15 protein-coding genes and 1 pseudogene are annotated in these 20,180 nt (G+C 42.5%); 13 read left to right on the forward strand and 3 right to left on the reverse strand.

Annotated features, from left to right (window positions below):
• Window positions 1-1,497: 1,497 nt before the first annotated feature.
• The 5 genes from ACHUFQ_RS13770 to ACHUFQ_RS13790 all read left to right on the forward strand — a co-directional run bounded on the left by ACHUFQ_RS13770 (window position 1,498) and on the right by ACHUFQ_RS13790 (window position 6,761).
• Window positions 1,498-2,376, forward strand: a complete 879-nt coding sequence (locus ACHUFQ_RS13770; RefSeq protein WP_394176393.1) for an NAD(P)-dependent oxidoreductase — start codon at window positions 1,498-1,500, stop codon at window positions 2,374-2,376.
• A 191-nt stretch (window positions 2,377-2,567) separates the two neighbouring features.
• The gene (locus ACHUFQ_RS13775; RefSeq protein ID WP_394176394.1) at window positions 2,568-2,912 is read left to right on the forward strand and encodes a cupin domain-containing protein; all 345 of its coding nucleotides are present in this window, start codon (window positions 2,568-2,570) and stop codon (window positions 2,910-2,912) included.
• A gap of 38 nt (window positions 2,913-2,950) precedes the next feature.
• Window positions 2,951-4,252 (forward strand): MFS transporter, encoded by a 1,302-nt coding sequence (locus tag ACHUFQ_RS13780; protein WP_394176396.1) that lies wholly within the window; start codon window positions 2,951-2,953, stop codon window positions 4,250-4,252.
• Window positions 4,253-4,609: 357 nt separating this feature from the next.
• Window positions 4,610-5,587 (forward strand): transposase, encoded by a 978-nt coding sequence (locus ACHUFQ_RS13785; protein WP_394176397.1) that lies wholly within the window; start codon window positions 4,610-4,612, stop codon window positions 5,585-5,587.
• Between the two features lie 724 nt (window positions 5,588-6,311).
• Window positions 6,312-6,761, forward strand: coding sequence for a hypothetical protein (locus tag ACHUFQ_RS13790; protein ID WP_394176399.1), 450 nt, complete (start codon window positions 6,312-6,314; stop codon window positions 6,759-6,761).
• Between the two features lie 209 nt (window positions 6,762-6,970).
• Here the strand turns inward: ACHUFQ_RS13790 and ACHUFQ_RS13795 are convergent, their stop codons facing one another.
• The 3 genes from ACHUFQ_RS13795 to maoP all read right to left on the reverse strand — a co-directional run bounded on the left by ACHUFQ_RS13795 (window position 6,971) and on the right by maoP (window position 10,486).
• Entirely contained in the window at window positions 6,971-8,959 is a 1,989-nt protein-coding gene (locus ACHUFQ_RS13795) for a flavohemoglobin expression-modulating QEGLA motif protein (protein WP_394176401.1), read from the reverse strand.
• Window positions 8,943-9,989 carry a glutathione synthase gene (gene gshB, locus ACHUFQ_RS13800; protein ID WP_394176402.1) on the reverse strand — a complete coding sequence of 349 codons (1,047 nt, stop codon included), beginning with the start codon at window positions 9,987-9,989 and terminating at the stop codon, window positions 8,943-8,945. Before gshB ends, ACHUFQ_RS13795 begins: the two co-directional genes overlap by 17 nt.
• 155 nt (window positions 9,990-10,144) lie before the next feature.
• Complete coding sequence (maoP, locus tag ACHUFQ_RS13805) at window positions 10,145-10,486, reverse strand: DUF413 domain-containing protein (protein ID WP_394176403.1); 342 nt, start codon at window positions 10,484-10,486, stop codon at window positions 10,145-10,147.
• A gap of 229 nt (window positions 10,487-10,715) precedes the next feature.
• Here maoP and ACHUFQ_RS13810 point away from each other — a divergent pair, with 229 nt between their 5' ends.
• The 8 genes and pseudogenes from ACHUFQ_RS13810 to ACHUFQ_RS13845 all read left to right on the forward strand — a co-directional run bounded on the left by ACHUFQ_RS13810 (window position 10,716) and on the right by ACHUFQ_RS13845 (window position 19,550).
• Window positions 10,716-11,546: a LysR family transcriptional regulator gene (locus tag ACHUFQ_RS13810; protein WP_394176404.1), complete on the forward strand. Its 831-nt coding sequence runs from the start codon at window positions 10,716-10,718 to the stop codon at window positions 11,544-11,546.
• A gap of 138 nt (window positions 11,547-11,684) precedes the next feature.
• Window positions 11,685-11,945: a hypothetical protein gene (locus tag ACHUFQ_RS13815; RefSeq protein WP_394176405.1), complete on the forward strand. Its 261-nt coding sequence runs from the start codon at window positions 11,685-11,687 to the stop codon at window positions 11,943-11,945.
• 206 nt (window positions 11,946-12,151) lie between these two features.
• A complete protein-coding gene (locus ACHUFQ_RS13820) occupies window positions 12,152-12,976 on the forward strand; it encodes a mechanosensitive ion channel family protein (protein ID WP_394176407.1) in 825 nt (274 codons plus the stop codon).
• A gap of 5 nt (window positions 12,977-12,981) precedes the next feature.
• Window positions 12,982-14,325, forward strand: a complete 1,344-nt coding sequence (locus ACHUFQ_RS13825; protein ID WP_394176408.1) for a magnesium transporter — start codon at window positions 12,982-12,984, stop codon at window positions 14,323-14,325.
• 297 nt (window positions 14,326-14,622) lie between these two features.
• Window positions 14,623-16,194 carry a DASH family cryptochrome gene (locus ACHUFQ_RS13830; protein WP_394176409.1) on the forward strand — a complete coding sequence of 524 codons (1,572 nt, stop codon included), beginning with the start codon at window positions 14,623-14,625 and terminating at the stop codon, window positions 16,192-16,194.
• Window positions 16,194-16,319 (forward strand): annotated as a pseudogene (locus tag ACHUFQ_RS13835) (DUF2256 domain-containing protein); the annotation flags it as partial. The gene ACHUFQ_RS13830 and the pseudogene ACHUFQ_RS13835, both read left to right, overlap by 1 nt.
• 74 nt (window positions 16,320-16,393) lie before the next feature.
• A complete protein-coding gene (locus ACHUFQ_RS13840) occupies window positions 16,394-17,965 on the forward strand; it encodes a cryptochrome/photolyase family protein (RefSeq protein ID WP_394176437.1) in 1,572 nt (523 codons plus the stop codon).
• Between the two features lie 229 nt (window positions 17,966-18,194).
• Window positions 18,195-19,550, forward strand: coding sequence for a leucyl aminopeptidase family protein (locus ACHUFQ_RS13845; protein ID WP_394176411.1), 1,356 nt, complete (start codon window positions 18,195-18,197; stop codon window positions 19,548-19,550).
• Window positions 19,551-20,180 lie beyond the last annotated feature (630 nt).

The following is a 20,180-nucleotide window of genomic DNA, read 5'->3' on the forward strand; positions in this document are numbered from 1 at the left end:
GCAGAGCGAATACCGGACACTTCGATAACTTCGATATCTTGATTGCTTGCTGTTGAATTGTCTTCTTGTGCGTAGGCCATACCACCAAACGCCATAGTTGACGCAGATAGCATTGCTAATGAAACCTGTGAAAGTTTAAACTTCATGGTTCTCCCCTTGATTTTGTTTTTTTTGTGTAATCATCCTATTGATGGATTGGTTAAACATTACACATTGTAAACCGCTGGTCAAGAAATGGTATTACAAAATTAACAATTCTTTTACTTATATGGTATTACAATCTTGGCGGTGGTGAGAAATTTGCAACCAAATTTATTGCGCAGATAGACTATTTTCGACACTATTTCTTCATATAATGATACAGCAGAATGTCTTACCATTTACGTCCGTATAACATTGTTTTAACTCAGTATTTATGATGGTTGCAGTTGAAGGTATGTAAAATTTGTTATTGTTATGATGGCTTATCAGAACTTTTTGCAGGATTTATCCGAGCAATTTGACAGGTCAATTGTGCACTTTCATAGATAACTCTGATTCTAAAATTAGAACAGGTTTTTAAGTTACAATTAGCCTTATTCTTCGCTTGGAAATGTATAACCAAATCTTTGCGAGCATTACCGTTCTCAAAAATTAAGTCGCTAAAATTATTTTTTGTATACTCAATCCTTTTTTGTGTCGACAGAATGAGACTGTGATTGATGTTATTTAACATTATATCGGGAATTTTAATGTTTTATTGTAAGTGTCTGAATCTAAGTTTATTTAATCAAATTAGCAAAGTTTGTCTTGGCTAATTTTAATTCTAGTAGTGACAGTTTGTGAACAGATGTTGTGTATTTTAACGCTGCTTTTACAGAGCTGGCTTATAATGATGGCACCACTTAAATCTATCGATATTTTTGGGGAAAGTTAGTTATTCGATTTTTGTCGTTAGATACGTAGCCATTGGTACATTGTCACCTAATTAAAACAGGGCGAATGTTAAACGTATTTAATGCTGCTGAAGCTAAAAATATTCATAGGTAAAGGCTTTTTTGACTATTGCTGCATGGGTTTTCACGGTTTGGTCATTAAGTTGGTCATGGTGTATAACAAAATGGTTAACCAAAATGCTTGACAATTGTTTTACCTATTGTTTGAATGAGCACCTATTAGTAGTGAAAGCTAATGGTAGATAGCAAATGCAGATGATAACGTAAAAAATTACTATCATACGGTCGTTTGCAAGCGTCATGTAATGCTTGGTTTGAAGTTGCGGTTAGTCGATTGATTATTAGCTACAACTCTTAGCGCAGGCGCAAGATACCATTGAAAAAGTTTCCTTTTTATTGATTGCAATACAACTCATTAAAAAGATAAGTAATGAATAACGCCCTGTTAATTTACGTAGTTTTCACGGGCATTATTAAATTTAATAAAGTAATGTAGCGAAGTTTTGAGCAAGCAGTGAATCAGTCTCTTAACAATAAACGCTAAACGATTCAGGAGTTAAACATGTCTAAACCTGTCATTGGTTTTATCGGTCTTGGCCTTATGGGCGGCAATATGGTCGAGAATTTACAAAACAGAGGCTATACGCTAAACGTAATGGACCTTAATAAAGATGCTGTTGCAGCGTGTGTTGCTCGCGGCGCCACTGCAGCAAATTCAGCTAAAGAACTTGCTGAGGCTAGTGACATTGTAATGCTGTGTCTTACGACTTCAGCTATCGTTGAAAAGGTTGTTTACGGCGACGAAGGTATCCTGGCGGGTATCAAAGAAGGTTCTGTTTTAATCGACTTCGGTACATCTATTCCTACATCAACGCAAAAAATCGGCGCTGATTTAGCGGCCAAAGGCGTTGGTATGATTGATGCACCTCTTGGTCGCACACCAGCTCACGCAAAAGACGGCCTGTTAAACATCATGGCTGCAGGTGATATCGATACGTTCAATAAAGTAAAACCTGTTCTTGAAGAGCAAGGTGAGAACGTATTCCACCTAGGTGCTCTAGGTGCGGGTCACACGACCAAACTAATCAACAACTTCATGGGCATGACAACAGTATGTGCTATGTCACAAGCATTTGCGGTAGCTGATTTAGCTGGCGTTGATCGTCAACAATTATTCGATATCATGTCAACGGGTCCTTCGAATTCACCGTTTATGCAATTCTGTAAGAATTACGCAGTAGATAACAACAGTGACTTAGGCTTCTCAATTGCCAATGCCAACAAAGATCTTGGTTACTTCTTAAAGATGGTTGAAGATTTAGGTACGGTTTCAGAAATTGCTCAAGGTTCTTCTTCGAACTTACAGGCAGCGTTTGATGCTGGTATGGGGAATGGCAACGTTCCTGAAATCTTTGATTATTTTCTTACATTAAAAAAGTAAGAACAAAAAGTTATTAGAAAGGCGCGGCGACCCTCTTTAACAGAGATATGGTTACCGCGCTTTTTACACAAAAGGTATGGGTACTTTGATGGTTTAATGGGCGAGAAGCGGATGACGCTAAACGTTTACACTGAACAACTTAAACTAAGTACGTTGTTAAACAAGTACCAAAACCATTAGGAAATATGAAAATGCAAAAGCAAAGTGAACATTTTTTATGTGGTAACGAGACTGAAATTGAAGATTTAGGCGGTGGCCTAAAGCGTCAGATGTTGGGTTACAACCATGAATTAATGGCGGTTAAAGTCTGGTTTGACAAAGGCGCAGAAGGTTATGTGCACAAGCATCGTCACTCTCAGGTAACCTATGTGGAAGAAGGTGAATTTCACTTCAGCATCGATGGTGTTGTAAAAGTGATGAAAGCCGGTGATAGCTGTTTGATCCCTCCTCATGTTGAGCACGGCGCAGTGTCTCCTACCGGTGGTATCCTTATTGATACTTTTAGCCCGGCTCGTGAAGACTTCATCGAAGAATAATTAATAAAAGAACAATAAAAAATAAGAGGTACAACAAGATGCAAGTGAAAGGATTACGTTGGTGGGTGATCATGCTGATTGCTCTCGCCACCATCATTAACTACATCGACCGTCAGGCTCTAAGTGTACTATGGCCTGATATCGTTGAAGATTTATTCCCGGATGAATCTGCGCTAGAGCGTAAGCAAATTTACGCCAATATTTCTATTGTGTTTGTATTTGCCTATGCTTTTGGTCAGGCGATTTTTGGTAAAATCTTCGATTGGGTTGGTACCCGAATCGGTTTTGTTCTTTCCATTGGTGTCTGGTCATTGGCTACCGTTGCCCATGCATTTGCTCAGGGCGTTTTAAGCTTCAGTATTTTCCGCGCTATTTTAGGTGTGGCAGAAGCGGGGAACTGGCCTGGTGCCGCCAAAGGTAATGCCGAATGGTTTCCAACCAAAGAGCGTGCCCTGGCGCAAGGTATTTTTAACTCAGGCGCCGCCATCGGCGGTATCATTGCTATCCCGCTTATTGCATTCTTAACCGTTTATTTTAGCTGGAAGATGGTATTTGTTATCGTTGGTTTAGTGGGGCTTTTATGGCTTATCCCATGGTTAGTGTTAGTGAAAGCGCCACCGGGTTCTCACCCTTGGATCAGCGAAGAAGAGCGTGAGTATATTCTTACCGGTCAGCGCCGTACTGAAAGTACAGACGATGGTGTAGAAGAGGAAGAATATAACCCGAGTACCGGTGAGTTGCTATCTCGTAAGCAAAGCTGGGGTGTGATTATCGCATCGGCTGCTATCGATCCAATTTGGTGGTTGTTCGTATTCTGGATCCCAATTTACCTTAATGAAGTGTACGCCATGGATGTTAAATCTATCGGTATTTATGGTTGGGTACCGTATGTAGGTGCTATGTTTGGTGCCTGGTTTGGTGGATTGTTGGCGCAAAACCGCATGAAAGCCGGATGGAGTACCGATAAAACTCGTAAGTTAACCATTACTTTGGGCTGTTTAATCATGTTGCCGGCCTTACTGGCGATGGCAAACCCTGGTGCGCCTGCGGTTGCAGTAATGATTATGGCGGTGATCCTGTTTGGTTTCCAGACGGCGATTGGTAATGTCCAAACCCTTCCAAGTGACTTATTGGGCAAAAAATCGGTTGGTACACTAGCGGGTATTTCCGGTATGGCAGCGAAACTTGGTGCGGTTGGCCTAACGGCGCTTGTACCAATTTTAACGGCTGATGGTAACTATACGCCTGCGTTTGTTATCGGTGCGTCTTTGGCAATCATCGCCATGGCGGCGGTATGGATTCTTATCCCGAAAGTTGAGCCATTGAAAAAACTTAAATAAACAACCCGTTTATAGATAAAAAGCAGTAGCCCAAAGCTACTGCTTTTTTTATGCCTTCTTAAAAAATCCATACTTAGAAGCCATAACATAGACACCCATCGTTTATGGCATAAGCGGTCTTCAATGCCATAACTTAGACACCCATCGGTTCCACCATAATCTGTCTTAACATAGACACCCAGCAATATATTCACCTAGCACAAGTTAAAAAGTTGGCTACGCTAATGCCATAACTTAGACACCCATCGGTTCCACCATAATCTGTCTTAACATAGACACCCAGCAATATATTCACCTAGCACAAGTTAAAAAGTTGGCTACGCTAATACTTAACCGTATATTCCAAGGACAGGAATCATGCCAACCCCGAGAAAACAGCAAGTCTGCCTTCAGGCTACGCCATATTATCATTGCATTAGTCGCTGCGTACGACGAGCGTATTTATGCGGAGTAGATAAGGCAACCAATGTTAGTTATGAACATCGGCGCGGTTGGATAGAACAAAGGCTATTGTTTTTGGCGCAGGTATTTTGTATCGATGTCTGTGCGTATGCTGTGATGAGTAATCATAGTCATTTAGTACTCCATATTAATAAGAAAAAAGCGTTGCAATTGACTGACAGACAAGTCGTTATGCGTTGGCATCAGGTCTGTAAAGGAACTGAAATCACTAGGCAATTTGAAACGAATGGTCAGGTAGATGTGTATCAGGAATCAACTTTAAAAAGTAGTATAGGCATCTATAGAAAACGCTTATTTGATATTAGCTGGTTTATGAGACTCCTAAATGAGCCGATAGCAAGGATGGCCAATGCAGAGGATGATTGTACTGGGCGATTTTGGGAAGGAAGGTTCACTAGTCAGGCACTGTTGGATGAAGCTGCGCTGTTAGCTTGTATGGCTTACGTAGAGCTGAATCCAATTAGGGCAGGTAAATCTAAGACTCCAGAGACTTCTCAATATACAAGCATCAAGCTACGGATCGAAGCGGCGTTAAAGAAAAAGCAGCCACAAGAATTGATGACATTTGACGGTGGTTCTAACGATAAATTGAATGGCTGTTTGCCGTTTCTACTTCAAGATTATATTGAACTCGTGGACTTAACAGGGCGATCCATACGAGATAAAGACTCCGGATACATAGATATTCACATACCAAATATTCTAACGAGACTAAATATTTCTGCTGATAACTGGTTAAACCTAACCACAAAATTTGAAATTCATTTTAAAGGTCCTGTTGGACAATGCGCTGCATTGAGGTATTTTTGTGAACTTCAAAATCGAATTCGACGGCCGAATTTGTTTTCTAGTCGGACATTGTTCGGCAATTAATAAAATTGTTCAAAAAAGACATTAATGTGAATTAGTAAACATAGCGAGCCTAGTTCAGGCCTCATGCTGGTTTTTATCGCAATTATCCACCAAACATTTCCTCGCTTTTTTATTAGAATCTGATCTTCACTTCTTCGAAACACAAAAAGCTCCGATTAGCGTTTCTGAATGATTAAAAACCATAGATGATAACGATGGGGGTCTCAATGATCCTCTTATATGTATGCGCAGTGTGGCTATTATTGGTACTTACTCATGGGTGTCTAAATAATTCTCTACTTTGTGTTAATGTGAATAAGTAGACATAGAGAGCCTGGTCCTGGCCTCATGCTGGCTTTTATTGCAACTATCCATCAACAATCTTCTCGCTTTTTTCTTAAAATCTGATCTTCACTTCCCTGAAACACAAACAGCTCCGATTAGCGCTTCTGAACAATTCAAAACCATAGATGATAACGTGGGTGTCTCAATGATCCTCTTATATATCTGCGCAGTGCGGTTATTATTGGTATTTACTCATGGGTGTCTAAATAATTCTCTGTGGTTGTAAAAACCACTCCGATGAGGAATTGATATAACCAACTTATCTTTGGAATTTTTATATTTTTCTCATGGGCCGTTTCAGCTTTTAGTTGTTTGGCTTTTTGAATTAGACAAATGTGTAATCTAAACTAGTCTGTTTAACTCTGGCGCTCAATTTTGGGTGCCCATTTCGGAGACGAATATGAATACTAACTTATTAACAGGTCTGCTGTTTTTCTTTTTCAGTATGTTTGCGATGCAACATGCTTATGCTGATGATGAACCACCGTTTATTGGTGGAAATTATTGGGAGGTTACAGGCGTCAAAGTAGCGGATGGAGCTGGGTTAAAATATGCTAAGTGGTTAGCCAGTGAATTACGTGAAAACCTTGAATTTTCCAAGTCTGAAGGCTGGATCGAAGATTACTATATCATCAGCAATGTGCATCCACGTTCTGATGAGCCTGATCTTTATATTGTCAGTGTTTTTAAAAATATGGCGTCAGTCGAAGAGGATGAACAACGACGCAAGAAGTATATGGCCTGGGCTAAGAAAAGTATGGATAAAATGCAAAGTGAAAGCGGTGACCGTGCAGAATATCGCACCATCATGAGCACATCATTACTTCAAGAAATGAAGTTTAGACAATAGTGGCAGACGTAATTGGTATTAAATCCATATTAGGGACCTTTCCTCTGAGTGGATTCAATGCAGAACTATCGCCAACAACGTAACGAACAAAGGTTCACCCTAACGCTGATAAGCCTCTAGGGTGATACCTTTATTTACCACACCACCGTTTAACACTTTATGGCCATAAAACTTAACAATATCGTTATGTTTTCAATGGTATAAACCATCTAATACAATGAGTTAACGATGAAGTCGAGAACGGTATCGCCACTTTCCTTGTAACTTAAATCAAACAGTGATTCTGGTTTATTTACCATCCCACGCTCGACGAGCTCATTGATAACATCAAAATCCAATAATCCGGTTTTACCTACCAGAAGATTGTCAATGGAGCCTTGTTTGGCAAGTGCCAGAACATCACGAAAGCCTCGCAAGTAAAGAAAGTCCTTGGTAAAGCCACCGCCGCGATATACCCGGGTTGTTAAGTTAAATGCAAAGGCTTTGTCCAACTCAAATTCATTGAGCAATGCATGATAGGTTTTGACAAAATCATTGTGCTCGAGCATGTATTTGACCGCGATCACGCGTAATGCAATGGTTTGTAGTCGAGAAATTGTCAGGCTCCCTGAACAATATTCACTATATAACGCCAGTCCTTCCTGAGTATAAGTATTGCCAGCTAAACCCAGGCTAAACACTTTTAAAGGATGCTGTTTGGCATTAATTGTGGTCAGCATATGGATGCCCAATTCATGGTAGGCAAATGCGTGGATCTCTTTATTACTAAATCTTGCATCTTTATTAATCAAAAGCAGTGCTTTGTCATTATTTACCATGGCTTTGGCGACAATTTTTGCTGATTTTTCCACTCGGCATTTTAATCCCCAGTCCGATGCCTGTTGGCGAAAATATTCAACCGCTTGATCGGCAGACAGATATTGTTCATCAACATTATTTTCAGGTTTCAAATGCAATAAAAATCGGGCATTGGCAATGTCAGTCTGACTTGGCTCACCATAATATTTCAACGAGTTGTAGATAAAATCGTCGGTGCCAATCGTGGTAAGTAAATCTATCTTGTTTGCCAGGTTGTCGATAACGTGCCGGTATAATTGGGCAATCCCAGCATCGAGAATATTGTCCACTTCAAGCTTATACAATTGCTCCCGAAAGCTATAGGGGTCAATATTTAACTGTCGATAGGTAAACGCCGGCGATAGATAGCTATTGCGTTTTAAAAATTTATTTCGTTGTGCTGTGAGGTTCACCGGATTAATAAAATTGAGCGTTTCTATGTGACGACTCAGGCTAAACAATTGTTTATCAAGATTGATCACTTCTGCGCCGATATTGGATGACAGTATGTCGGCTTTACGGACGCTTTTTTTGGAGCCATAACGGCGCACAAAGTAAGCCGCAGTTTCGGAAATGGCATCTTTGAATCCAGCTTTTAGATCTTCCAATACCAAAGGGTAAGCGTCGCCTGATGTTTCATCCATAAAAACTTTCTTTACCTCAGTTGGTAATACCAAGGTATTGTCAAAATGCGAATTTACATGGGTGATCAAGTAGCCTCGGCCATGGAAAACTTCATCGGTTGCCGCTCTGACCTTAATATTTGGCAGCTCTATTTGATTGAGTTGCTTTTCAAAATAATTGACCACACGACCCCAACGCTCAACATCAATTTGTCCAGAACCGATATTAAACGTTGGCGTGTCTTTTTCTATACGCTTGTAATTGTATGAATGGATGTCAAAGACGATGGCATTTTTAAACTCTGTTTCGATGACCTCGATAATCGCTTCCAGAACATTATAAAACGACTGATGCTTGCGATGACTGTTACTTCGTTGCTTTTGACTCAAGGGCTTATGCCAAACCTGCTTATTCCAGGCCGTTTTAAAATAGGTCGATAGCGTTTTGGCGCGATTTAAGTCATATTCAAAGCGCGAATCATTACCAATCAGTTGAATCGGAAATGATGAAATAAGCTCATCGGTGTATGGGTCTTCCTCAAAATAGCGCTCTTGCTTCGTTAACAAAAAGCTTTTCTGTAACTCGTCACGAAGACGATGACCATTGTGGATAGCAGCGCAGATGACCGGTGTATACTCGTCAATTTTTACGGTGAATGCACCGTCAGCAACTTCAGCGTGGAAACACTCTCGATTTTTAATGCGGGCAATACACGCTTGTTCAGACAGCATTAGCATCTTCGATCACCTGACGAAATTCAGTTTTTCGGCTCATCACCAGTTCTTTGGCGTGGACTACACTTTCAACAAAATCGATTACCTGTGCCTGCAATTTTGCTCGGTTCAGTTTATTTATCCGCACTATGCCACCAGGGCTTAACACATTTACTTCGATTAACTTACCACCAATGACATCAATTCCCGTGAAATACAATCCATCACGAACCAGCTTTGGCCCGATGTATTTGCACAGTTTTTTCTCCTGAGCCGTTAATTTGTGTTTCACCACAGAACCGCCGGCATGAACATTTGAGCGGACATCATCAGAGGCTGGAATGCGCTTCATCGCGCCAATCGGCTCGCCATTTAGCATCAATATACGCACATCGCCTTCCTGGGCGCCTTCCACATAATCTTGTAAAATTACGTAGTTGCTGCCTTTACCATGCTCATCCCCACCAATGTAGAAATCGAGTAAAGACTTAAAGCTTTGCTTGGCACTTTTTTCCAGAACAATGACGCCACGACCGCCAAAACCATCCAATGGTTTGAGGATCATGCGATTAGAATCGGATTCTTGAAAAATACGTTCCAGATAATCCCGATTTTTAGAAACATGGGTTGCCGGGATAAATTCGCTCGCTGTATCCTGAAACGATGCCGTGTAGATTTTATTGTTGGCAATCCGCAGGCCATCCAGATCATTCATGATGAAGGTATCGCCACGAACTGAATCGAGAAAGTTCAGCGCCAACGTATCTAACGGGGGATTGGCCCGCATGATTATCGCATCAAATCCTGCCAGAGGCAGTTGTGCTCGCTTGAAATCAGCATTTTTGTAAAAGCTCGGAATATTATCCGAACACTTGTTTTTCTTGGTGAATACTTCACAAAAAGCACTGGCAACGCTGTCGCGTATGGTGAGATTATTGACGGTCGACAGGGCCACCGTATGGCCCCGTTTAACACATTCGTGAATTAAGCGAAGGGTAGAGTCATTTTCTGGATCCACACGATCCCACGGGTACATAATAAAGCAAATTTTCATCGGCTTAGCCTTAACGTTAAGCGAGTTAAATAACTGTATGGTAGCAGCGATATAATTTTTCGCGGAGCATATAGAAAATAATTGTAATATGCTTGCAAATAATTTTTATCGATAACAAAAATATTGCTTATTAATCGCGGAATTTTATGTAACCCTTAAGCGAATCCTTCCTGAAGAGTCTGCCACGACTCTGGTTTACCATTGCTTCTCGAAAAGCTGTGAAAGGATTTATTCTTCTCTACCGCCGCCAAATATTTTTTCCACAAGCGAACGGGATAAAGGGAACTTTCGTCATGGCGTTGCATGTCGTGAATAAAACGAAGCTCTTCTTCGTTGTCTGGCTCTAAAACACCGTCACATAAGTCCTGAAATGTTTTTCCGTATTCCTGCAATTCCAGTGATTCACGGCGATTAAAATAGCCGCTTCTGGATATGCCATGGACAAATGACTGCTCACCATAAAAAGGTGATTTTCCTTTGCGAATCGTAGTCTGCATGTGATTCTCCTGTACAGATTGACTTAACAATTCTTTCATCAACAGAAGGTCGGACAAATCGCTTCCTGTTGAAAAGAAAACAACCGAGTATTGAACTTGGGGTAATGCTTAACTGATACCAATTGAGTTGAATCTAGGAGAAAATTTTATAAAAGAAAATCAAAAAATATTTGTCGTAAAGACAATATTTATTTACTTTGGGAGTAATTAAATATTTGTGGCGAACAACATGGACTTAAGAGTATATAAAACCTTTCTTGCTGTAGCTGAATATAAGCATTTTGGGCGTGCAGCTGAAACCTTATATATCACTCAGGCAGCTGTCAGTGCCAGAATTAAGCAGCTGGAAGAATTTTACGCAACACAGTTACTGATTCGTGAAAAAAATAATCTGCGCTTAACTTCTGCAGGAGAAGCTTTGCTGGCCCACGCCCATCTTCTCGTCAGTCAAATGGAACAATCGAAGCTCAGTGTTTCAATCGCTGATCAACAAAAACTGTCGTTTAACATTGCCGCGACCCCTAACGTATGGGACGCATTTTTTAGCTCGCGAATTCGTGAGGCATTAGAGCTTTTTGATACGTTAGTGTTGGGTACCGAAATTTCTGTGCGCGAAGCAATTCAACGCAAGCTTGATGAACGCACATTGGATGTCGGGTTATTAACGGATCCAATAAAGGACGACGACTTTGTCAACGAATTAATCGGTCACTTTGATTTGTCTTTAGTCGGCAACCGACCCGATTTTAGTGCCAGCGTCGATGATTATATACTCGTCGATTGGGGGATCACCTTTCAAAAAGAGCATGCCTTGCATCATAAGGTATTACCCAGTTTTAAAACCTCTACGGCGATGATAGCTTTGGAACTGATCCTTTCTAAAGGCGGTTTCGCGTATCTGCCAACATCCCTGATAGATGACTATATCGATGATAAGTCTCTTTATCTGATTGCATCACCATTACAGATTAAGCGACCAATTTATATGGTGTTTAGAAAAAACAGCAGTCATGAATTACTGGTTAATGAATTTCGAAAACTGTTTGCCAGAATTCAATGACCTTTGAGTTTCTCCGGTAAATTTGCAACGTTGCTCTAGTCAGTATTTGCAAAATTATTTGTCTTATCCATAGAAATAATTCGTTGGTGATTTGACCGCTAACTTCTTATGCTTGCAGCGCTTTTATAGGAGAAGACCATGAAAAAGCTATATTTGTTATTGGCGCTATTTGTCGCATCAACGTCAACAGTGGCGAATGAACAAACAAACACCATTGATACAGAGTTTGTCAAAGAAGTGTATGAGTATTGCATCAGTATGCAGTCCAAGGACTATCTGGATAAAGATTTGTTGTTAGAATGCATAAACTTAGAGCTTAAATATTATGAGCATAGTCAGTTTAAAAGCATCGACGACATCGAAAAAATTGCTCTGAATCAAATCAATAACCAAGAATAGTCGCTCGCCGTTTAGCGTTCCTGGCTGGCTTGAGAATAAAGCATCTCACACCGTTGTTGATGCGGCCAGCCATTATCCCAAATAGGTATTTTATAAATTCAAATATATTTATGTAATTCATTTGATTACAATGGATTATGGCTCCTATTGGATCAAAGCCGATTTGAATTTTTTACACCGCTCTTTTTATTTACCGGACAAATTTAATGCACTCAAAACTGCTGATAACCCTGTTAATTGTGATTTTTTGCTGGTTATTAAAAACCCTAGTTACCCGGGGCCTTAAAGCAAAATCCAGCCGTACCGGTGCAGATAATCGGCATACCTTAAATACCATAAAAAATATTCTTAACCTGTTGATGGTTATCGCTATTTTCGTTGTGTGGAGCGTAGAGTTGCAAAAATTTGCGCTCTCTGTTGCCGCGTTTGTCGTTGCCATCGTCTTGGTCACTAAAGAAATTATTCAGTGTTTTATCGGTTTTATCTATATCCAGAGTACCGCCCCATTTCGTATTGGCGACTGGATTAAAATAGGTGATCATACGGGCGAAGTATCAGAGACAGACTGGGCAAAGGTCATTTTGCTGGAAGTCGATCCTGCGACGTACGGTTATACCGGTAAAAGTGTGTTTATTCCCAATAATCAGTTTATGACGTCGTCATTGAAAAACCTGAATTTCATGCGCCGTTACGTTAATCACACTTTTTCCGTGGTGAAAGAAAATACCGAGGTGAACCCATTTCTTTTAAAGCCGGCTTTATTAGAAAAGGCAGCGATTTATTGTCAGGATTTTAATGAGGTCGCTGAACGGTACAATGCGCTGATTGAAAATCGTTTGGATGTGAAAATTTCCGGACCTGAGCCGGATATCCATATATCGACCACAGATTTGGGGCGCATAAAGGTAAGCTTTAGTGTGTTTTGTCCAACCGGCGAGGCATTTGAGATTGAGCAAAAACTCACCAGTGATTTGCTTACCTTGTGGCGAGAATTCGAATTAAAGACTGAAAAGATGATAACGAGCGAGTGAGAAGAATGAGTGATAACCAGGCTTTAAATATCGATATCGATGAGTTAATTAACGAACTGGCTTCTGCAGATTTTGTGTTGCCAGAAACGTTTCAAGGGTTAAATGCTTATCAATGGGCGTCGATATTTGAAAGCTTGTTGAATTCTCAACGTTTATTGCTTTGGCAATCGGTACCTGCGGAGCTAAAAAGTAGCGTACTTTCGGAAATGCGCGAAGACGCTCGAGGCCATTTCTTATCGGAATTATCCCAGACCAATATTGAAGAAGCCGTGGTTACGGGCAGTAACACGGAAGTGGTCGAAATCTTTGATTCACTTCCGGAAAAAACCATTGTTCGTCTGATCAAAAAACTGGCTCCGGATTCACAAAGTCAGGTAGAAACGTCGCTAAGTTATACCAGCGAGCAAGTGGGCAGGTATGCAAACCAAGAGGTTTATACCATCGCCTCTGCTGCACTGGTGGAAGATGTGCTGCGGGAGTTGAAAACAGAAGAACATTTTCATGATGGTCATGCCTATGTGGTCATTGACAGTGATGCGACTTATGTTGGTGAAGTGTTTATTAATGAGTTGCTTGCCGCCGAAGGGGCACAAACCATTAATGAGTTAGTACATAAAGCCGATGCGAGTATTTCCGCGACCTTGTCTTTATTGGAAGCATCCAATATTGTTCGTGGCAGTCAACGCTCATTATTGCCAGTGATTGATGAACAGGGCCGATTCGTCGGTAATTTTTCCGTTCAGGATGCATTGGATGTTTTTCAGGAGCATTATGAAAGCCAGCTGGCCCATTTGGGACAAGTGAGCGACGAAGATTTGTATGCGCCAATATTACTCAGTGCCAGACGCCGGGCGGTTTGGCTCGGCATCAATTTACTTACCGCATTTTTGGCATCGGCGGTTATCGGGTTGTTTGATAAAGTCCTGATTGAAGTCGTTGCACTCGCCGTTTTAATGCCGATTGTTGCCAGTATGGGCGGGATCACCGGCAGTCAAACATTGACGCTAGCGATCCGAGGGATCGCCACAGGGCAATTAAACAGTTCCAATTTCACCTATTTACGCCGCAAAGAAGTTATTGTCGCTGCACTTAACGGCCTGGTATGGGCATTGGTTGTCGGTGCGATTGCCTATGTATGGTTTGATAATCCTTTGGTTGCGATCATTCTTGCTCTGGCACTGATCATTAATATGTTGGTGGCATCCATTTGCGGTATTGTGATCCCCAGATTACTCGATCGGGTTGGTATTGATCCTGCCCTGGCAGGGTCTGTCATACTAACCACCATTACCGATGTGGTCGGCTTTATGGTGTTTCTTGGCGGAGCCACGGTGATCTTTTTGTCTTGATGTGAGCCTTGCATGCACCGCCCTTGGATTCCATGACGGTATAAGGGAATGGGGGACGCTGGAACATTAACTTACTATCGGGCAAAGACCGGGCGGTAATGTCTAGGTTAATCTGTATGCAAAAAATACGCGACCCCATACTTAGATGTATAGGTAATATAGGCAATCATTGGTAATTGCTACGCTTATCGAGAGCCCAATTGGCTATGCTCAATAGTGCTCTTTTGAAGGGCTACCTAATCTTTTCCGGCGGTAGGTTCGTAAACATTGTTATGATCCTTCAAAAGTCCGATGCCAATGCGAAAAACGCTATATTGTTTTACTCATGATTTACGCTTGGCCGACAACCAGTTACTGCAAAACGCGGTCGACCGAAGTCATGAAATAGCCTTCATCTATGTTGTTGATCCCGTGTGGTTCAAACCAACCAATTACCAGCAATTGCCCATGGGGGCGATACGTTGGCAATTTACTTGCCAGGCTTTGCGCGATCTGGAAGTTCAGCTTCAATCGTATGGCCATGTGCTAAACGTGGTGCTCGGGTCGCCCGTCAATGCACTAACCAGCTTGCTCAAACACGCTGGCTTTGACACCTTGGCCATGGCAAATCCTATCGGTTTATTTGAACGTCAACAGCGCAATGCCGTCTCAAAAGCACACTCTCAGGTTGCTTTTCTGACAGATTGGTCCCAGACGCTTTACACCCCGGCGCAGTTGCGATCCGCTCAAGCACTGCCAGATAAACAACAAGGCTGGAAGAGCTTCAGTTATTTTCGCAAAAAAGTAGAAAAAGCCGGGGTACTCCCGTTTGCCGCACAAGCCTTCAACGCGCAATCCTTCAATGCCCGGCCTGTTAAATCCGTAGATATTGAAAATGTCTTTGCCGATAATCAATCTTTATCCTTGTTAACTCAGGCGCAAAGGGTTTCACTTTGCCAACCTGACGCTGCGCATCCGCAGGATCCCATCCCCGGTCAACCGGATATAGACCAGCCTGACAAAAGCCAACTCAGTGATAGTCAATCTAGCAATAGTCAATCTAGCAATAGTCAATCTAGCAATAGCCATGCTAGCGAACGTCCACTAAATAACCGTCAGCTTCGTAACAGTCAGCTAAGTCAACACCCATTCCAATATCGGGGTGGCGAAACCGCTGGATGGCAACACATGCTGGATTATTTTGCCAGCGGCGCTGCGTCGACCTATAAAAATACCCGAAATGCACTCGATGGCTGTTTTAACAGTACAGGGTTTAGCCCGTATCTTGGCATCGGTAATATTTCCCCTCGCCAGATTTATTACCACTTAAAACAGTATGAGCAGGATCATGGCGTTAATGAATCCACTTATTGGATTTACTTTGAATTGTTATGGCGTGAGTACTTCCAATGGTTGGCGTTGATGCTTGAACAGCGACTGTTCCGCTTTCGCGGATTAGCTCGCTCAGCGCCTTTGACCAGTTTCTTCCCGGAGCGGTTTGCAAAGTGGTGTCAAGGCAATACGCCATATGCCATTGTGAATGCTTGTATGCAGCAATTGAATTCGACCGGATTTATGTCCAACAGAGGCAGACAATTGGTGGCTAGCTGTCTGGTTAATGAACTTGGCATCGATTGGCGTTACGGTGCGGCGTATTTTCAGCAACAGTTAATCGACTATGATGTTGCGAGTAACTGGGGAAATTGGCAATACATTGCCGGCGTTGGTGTTGATCCCCGCGGCGGCCGGCATTTCAATTTACAAAAACAAACGCAGATGTTTGACCCAGATGGCGTATTTATTGAAACCTGGCAGGGGAGAGGTGATGGTGCATCGCTTGATTCGGTCGATATGGTTGATTGGCCAATAATGCTCGAAGGTGAACGATAATGCGGGCAGCTAACAATGCTTCTAAACTTTGTCCAGTGTGTCAACGTTGCTTTGAGTGGCGAAAAAAATGGGAACGCGATTGGGACAAGGTGAAATATTGCTCAAAACGTTGTGCAGGTATGCGCAATATGAAGGTCCTTAGCAATTCGGTTAAGCGCGCCAGTTTTAACGATGATAGGCAAAAAGCGAAGAGGCAATGATGAAAACTCGTTATCAACGTTTACGGCTAATACTTGGGGATCAGCTAAACGCCGGCCATTCTTGGTATCAAAATGTGGACGGTGACACGCTCTACATTATCGCAGAACTTCACCAGGAAACCGATTATGTGCGTCATCATGTGCAAAAGATTTGCGCTTTTTTCTCTGCGATGGAACATTTTGCTAATGGCTTGCGGCAATTGGATCTCGACGTCGTTCATTTGACCCTCGATGATACGGTACGCTTTAACGATTTGCCCGATTTGCTTCGCCACTATTGTGATCAGTATCAAATTCAGGAGTTTCAATATCAATTGCCGGATGAGTACCGTCTTCGCCGTCAACTCGCGGATTTTTCCAGCTCGCTGGCCATTCGTTACCGTGCGGTTTCGACCGAGCATTTTTTTATCGATGATGCTCAGTTATCGCAACATTTTGAATCGGGAAAGCGCCATCAGATGGAAGCGTTTTATCGAAAAATGCGACGCCGTTTCAATGTCTTGATGCAAGGCGATGAGCCCGAAGGAGGGCTGTGGAATTACGACAAAGACAATCGCAATAAATTAAAGCCTGATGATTTAAAGACAGTGCCCGAACCCTGTATGTTCGCCAACGATGTCAGTGACATTTTAGCGCGATTGACCCGACATCAAGTTCAGACTTTAGGGGAGGCGCAGGATAGGCTGTTATGGCCGGTTAATCGTCAACAGTCTCTAGAACTACTGGAGCATTTTTGTCGTTTTTGCCTGCCGAACTTTGGTACGTTTCAGGATGCGATGACCGACAAACTTGACCCTTTTGGTGAGGATAAGCAATGGAGTTTGTTTCATTCCCGTCTGTCTTTTTCGCTGAACAGTAAAATGCTGTCGCCGCAGGAAGTCATCGATCGAGTGGTTGAATGCTATCAGCTTAATCAAGCGCAGATCAGCTTGTCTCAGGTAGAAGGTTTTGTGCGCCAAATCCTTGGCTGGCGAGAGTTTATTCGCGGCATTTACTGGGCCAATATGCCGCAATATGCGACCTTGAATACATTGCAGGCTTCACGGACATTACCAGACTGGTTCTGGACCGGGAAAACCCAAATGCGCTGCTTGCACCATGCCATTTCCCAATCCTTGCTCTTTGCCTATGCACACCATATTCAACGGTTAATGATCACCGGAAATTTTTGTTTGATTGCAGGAATCGATCCAAATCAGGTCGATGCCTGGTATTTAGGGATTTACGTGGATGCCATTGAATGGGTAGAACTTCCAAACACCCGAGGAATGAGTCAATTCGCCGATGGCGGGATTGTTGGTTCCAAGGCTTATGCTGCCAGTGGTAATTATGTCAACAAAATGAGTGATTATTGTGGTGATTGTCACTATGAGGTAAGGGAGATTGATACTGACAACGCCTGCCCACTGAATGCGCTGTACTGGCATTTTATGAGCCGCAATATCGACAAATTTTCAGCCAATCCCCGTACCCGCATGGTTTATGCAAACTGGCAAAAGAAAACGGCTGAACAACAAACGTCGATTTTAGAAAAAGCCGATCAACTTTTGCGTCGGATTGACGAAGTATAGTAACGGTTTTGTAGCATTGATATCCAGACATATTATGCGTCGTTTCCTCCTGACTACACCCTCCTAAATACGTAGTAGACATTGGCTAGCAATAGCACAATTTTTAATACAACGATGGCACTATCGGTGAAATCGCTATGCTTTTACACAACGCGGTTTCCGCAACTTTTCCAATGCCATCTTAACTGCTAAGATAAAGCCAATTTTATCCTCTACAGAGAATCTGTTTATGTCATTATTAAATGCCGAAAATCAGGGCATTGCCTTACATGTCATTAATCATCAGGACTATCAGGCCTGGTTGCAAAATCAACAACCTAATGTGGTGCAATGGTTAACCGCGACTGGTTTTGAGGGCAAGGGCATGAGCTTGATCCCGTCAGCCGATGGTAATATTGCGTGTGTGGTATTTGCGGTAAAAGATAGCCGTGAGTTTTTTGCCTGTGGTGATTTGGCGAATCAGTTGCCAGCGGGACAATATTTTTTGCATGCCAATGATGACGATAAAATCGCGATTGCGTTTGGATTTTTAACCGGTACCTATCGGTTTGAACGTTATAAATCTTCTAAGCAGGCTCTGCCTGTTCTAGCCGTTGGCGACCAGACCATAGTCGATAAGGCAACAGAGCTGGCCAAAGCAACCGCACTTGTCAGAGATCTGGTAAACACTCCGGCCCAAGATATGATGCCGCAGCATTTGTCTGAAGTCAGTGCTCAGCTCGCCGTTGAGTTTGGTGCTGAGTTTAGTGAAGTTGTTGGTGATGACTTACTTACCGAAAACTACCCGACTATACACGCGGTTGGTCGTGCCAGTCAGCATCAACCCAGATTACTGGATATCCGCTGGGGCGATAAACAGGCACCGAAACTCACCTTAGTGGGGAAAGGCGTGTGTTTTGACAGTGGTGGATTGGATGTAAAGCCCGCCGCAGGTATGCGTTTAATGAAAAAAGACATGGGCGGCGCTGCCCATGTACTCGGGCTGGCCCGGATGATCATGGCCTTTAATCTCAATGTTAATTTACGGGTATTGATCCCCGCAGTTGAAAATGCCATTGCGGGTAATGCGTTCCGACCCGGCGACGTTATTACCACCCGTAACGGATTGACCGTGGAAATTGATAATACCGACGCCGAAGGTCGCTTGGTATTATGCGATGCGTTGGATGTTGCATTAGAAGATGAGCCTGAGCTTATCGTCGATTTTGCGACGTTAACCGGAGCGATGCGAGTTGCCCTTGGGACAGAACTTCCGGGTTTTTTTGCCACCAAAGATGCTACCGCTCAAGGCATCACCGATGCGGGATTAACCAATCAGGATCCTGTTTGGCGGATGCCACTACACCAACCGTATATGAACATGTTGCAAAGCGATATTGCTGATCTCAGTAACTGTGCCTCTGGCCCATTCGGTGGTGCGATTACCGCAGCCCTATACTTACAAAAATTCTTGCCTGATGATATTGATTGGTGCCACTTTGACGTGATGGCCTACAATATTCGCGCCTTACCAGGTCGACCAAAGGGCGGTGAAGCGTTTGGTATACGAGCGGTGTTTGATTACTTGCAAACGCGGTTTAGTTAATCCGCGTTTTAAAAGGTGTCACCTGGGATAAAATTTTCAGCGCAAATTTTATTCCGCTTAGATCTTTGGCTGTCACCCAGGATAAAATTGGCTAGCTAGATTTTATCCATCCGAGATTTTAGATTGTCACCTTATCGCGATGTGTTTTTCGCGATTGTCAGCTTGAGGCGTTGTTGTCTATCGCCTCTGTCACTCAGGATAAAATTGGATAGCTAGATTTTATCCATCCGAGCTTTTAGTTTGTCAGCTTATCGCGATGTCTTATTCGCGATTGTCAGCTTGAGGCGTTGTTGTCTATCGCCTCATGTCACCCTGACAAAATTTGTTTGTTAATTTTGGCTGTCACCTGGAATAAAATTTTCAGCGCAAATTTTATCCAACCGAGATTTTAGTTTGTCACCTTATCGCGATGTGTTTTTCGCGATTGTCAGCTTGAGGCGTTGTTGTCTATCGTCTCATGTCACCCTGACAAAATTTGTTTGTTAATTTTGGCTGTCACCCGGGATAAAATTGGCTAGCTAGATTTTATCCATCCGAGCTTTTAGTTTGTCAGCTTATCGCGATGTGTTTTTCGCGATTGTCAGCTTGAGGCGTTGTTGTCTATCGTCTCATGTCACCCTGACAAAATTT

Source organism: Thalassotalea litorea (assembly GCF_043642205.1).
Classification (GTDB): Bacteria; Pseudomonadota; Gammaproteobacteria; order Enterobacterales; family Alteromonadaceae; genus Thalassotalea_A; species Thalassotalea_A litorea.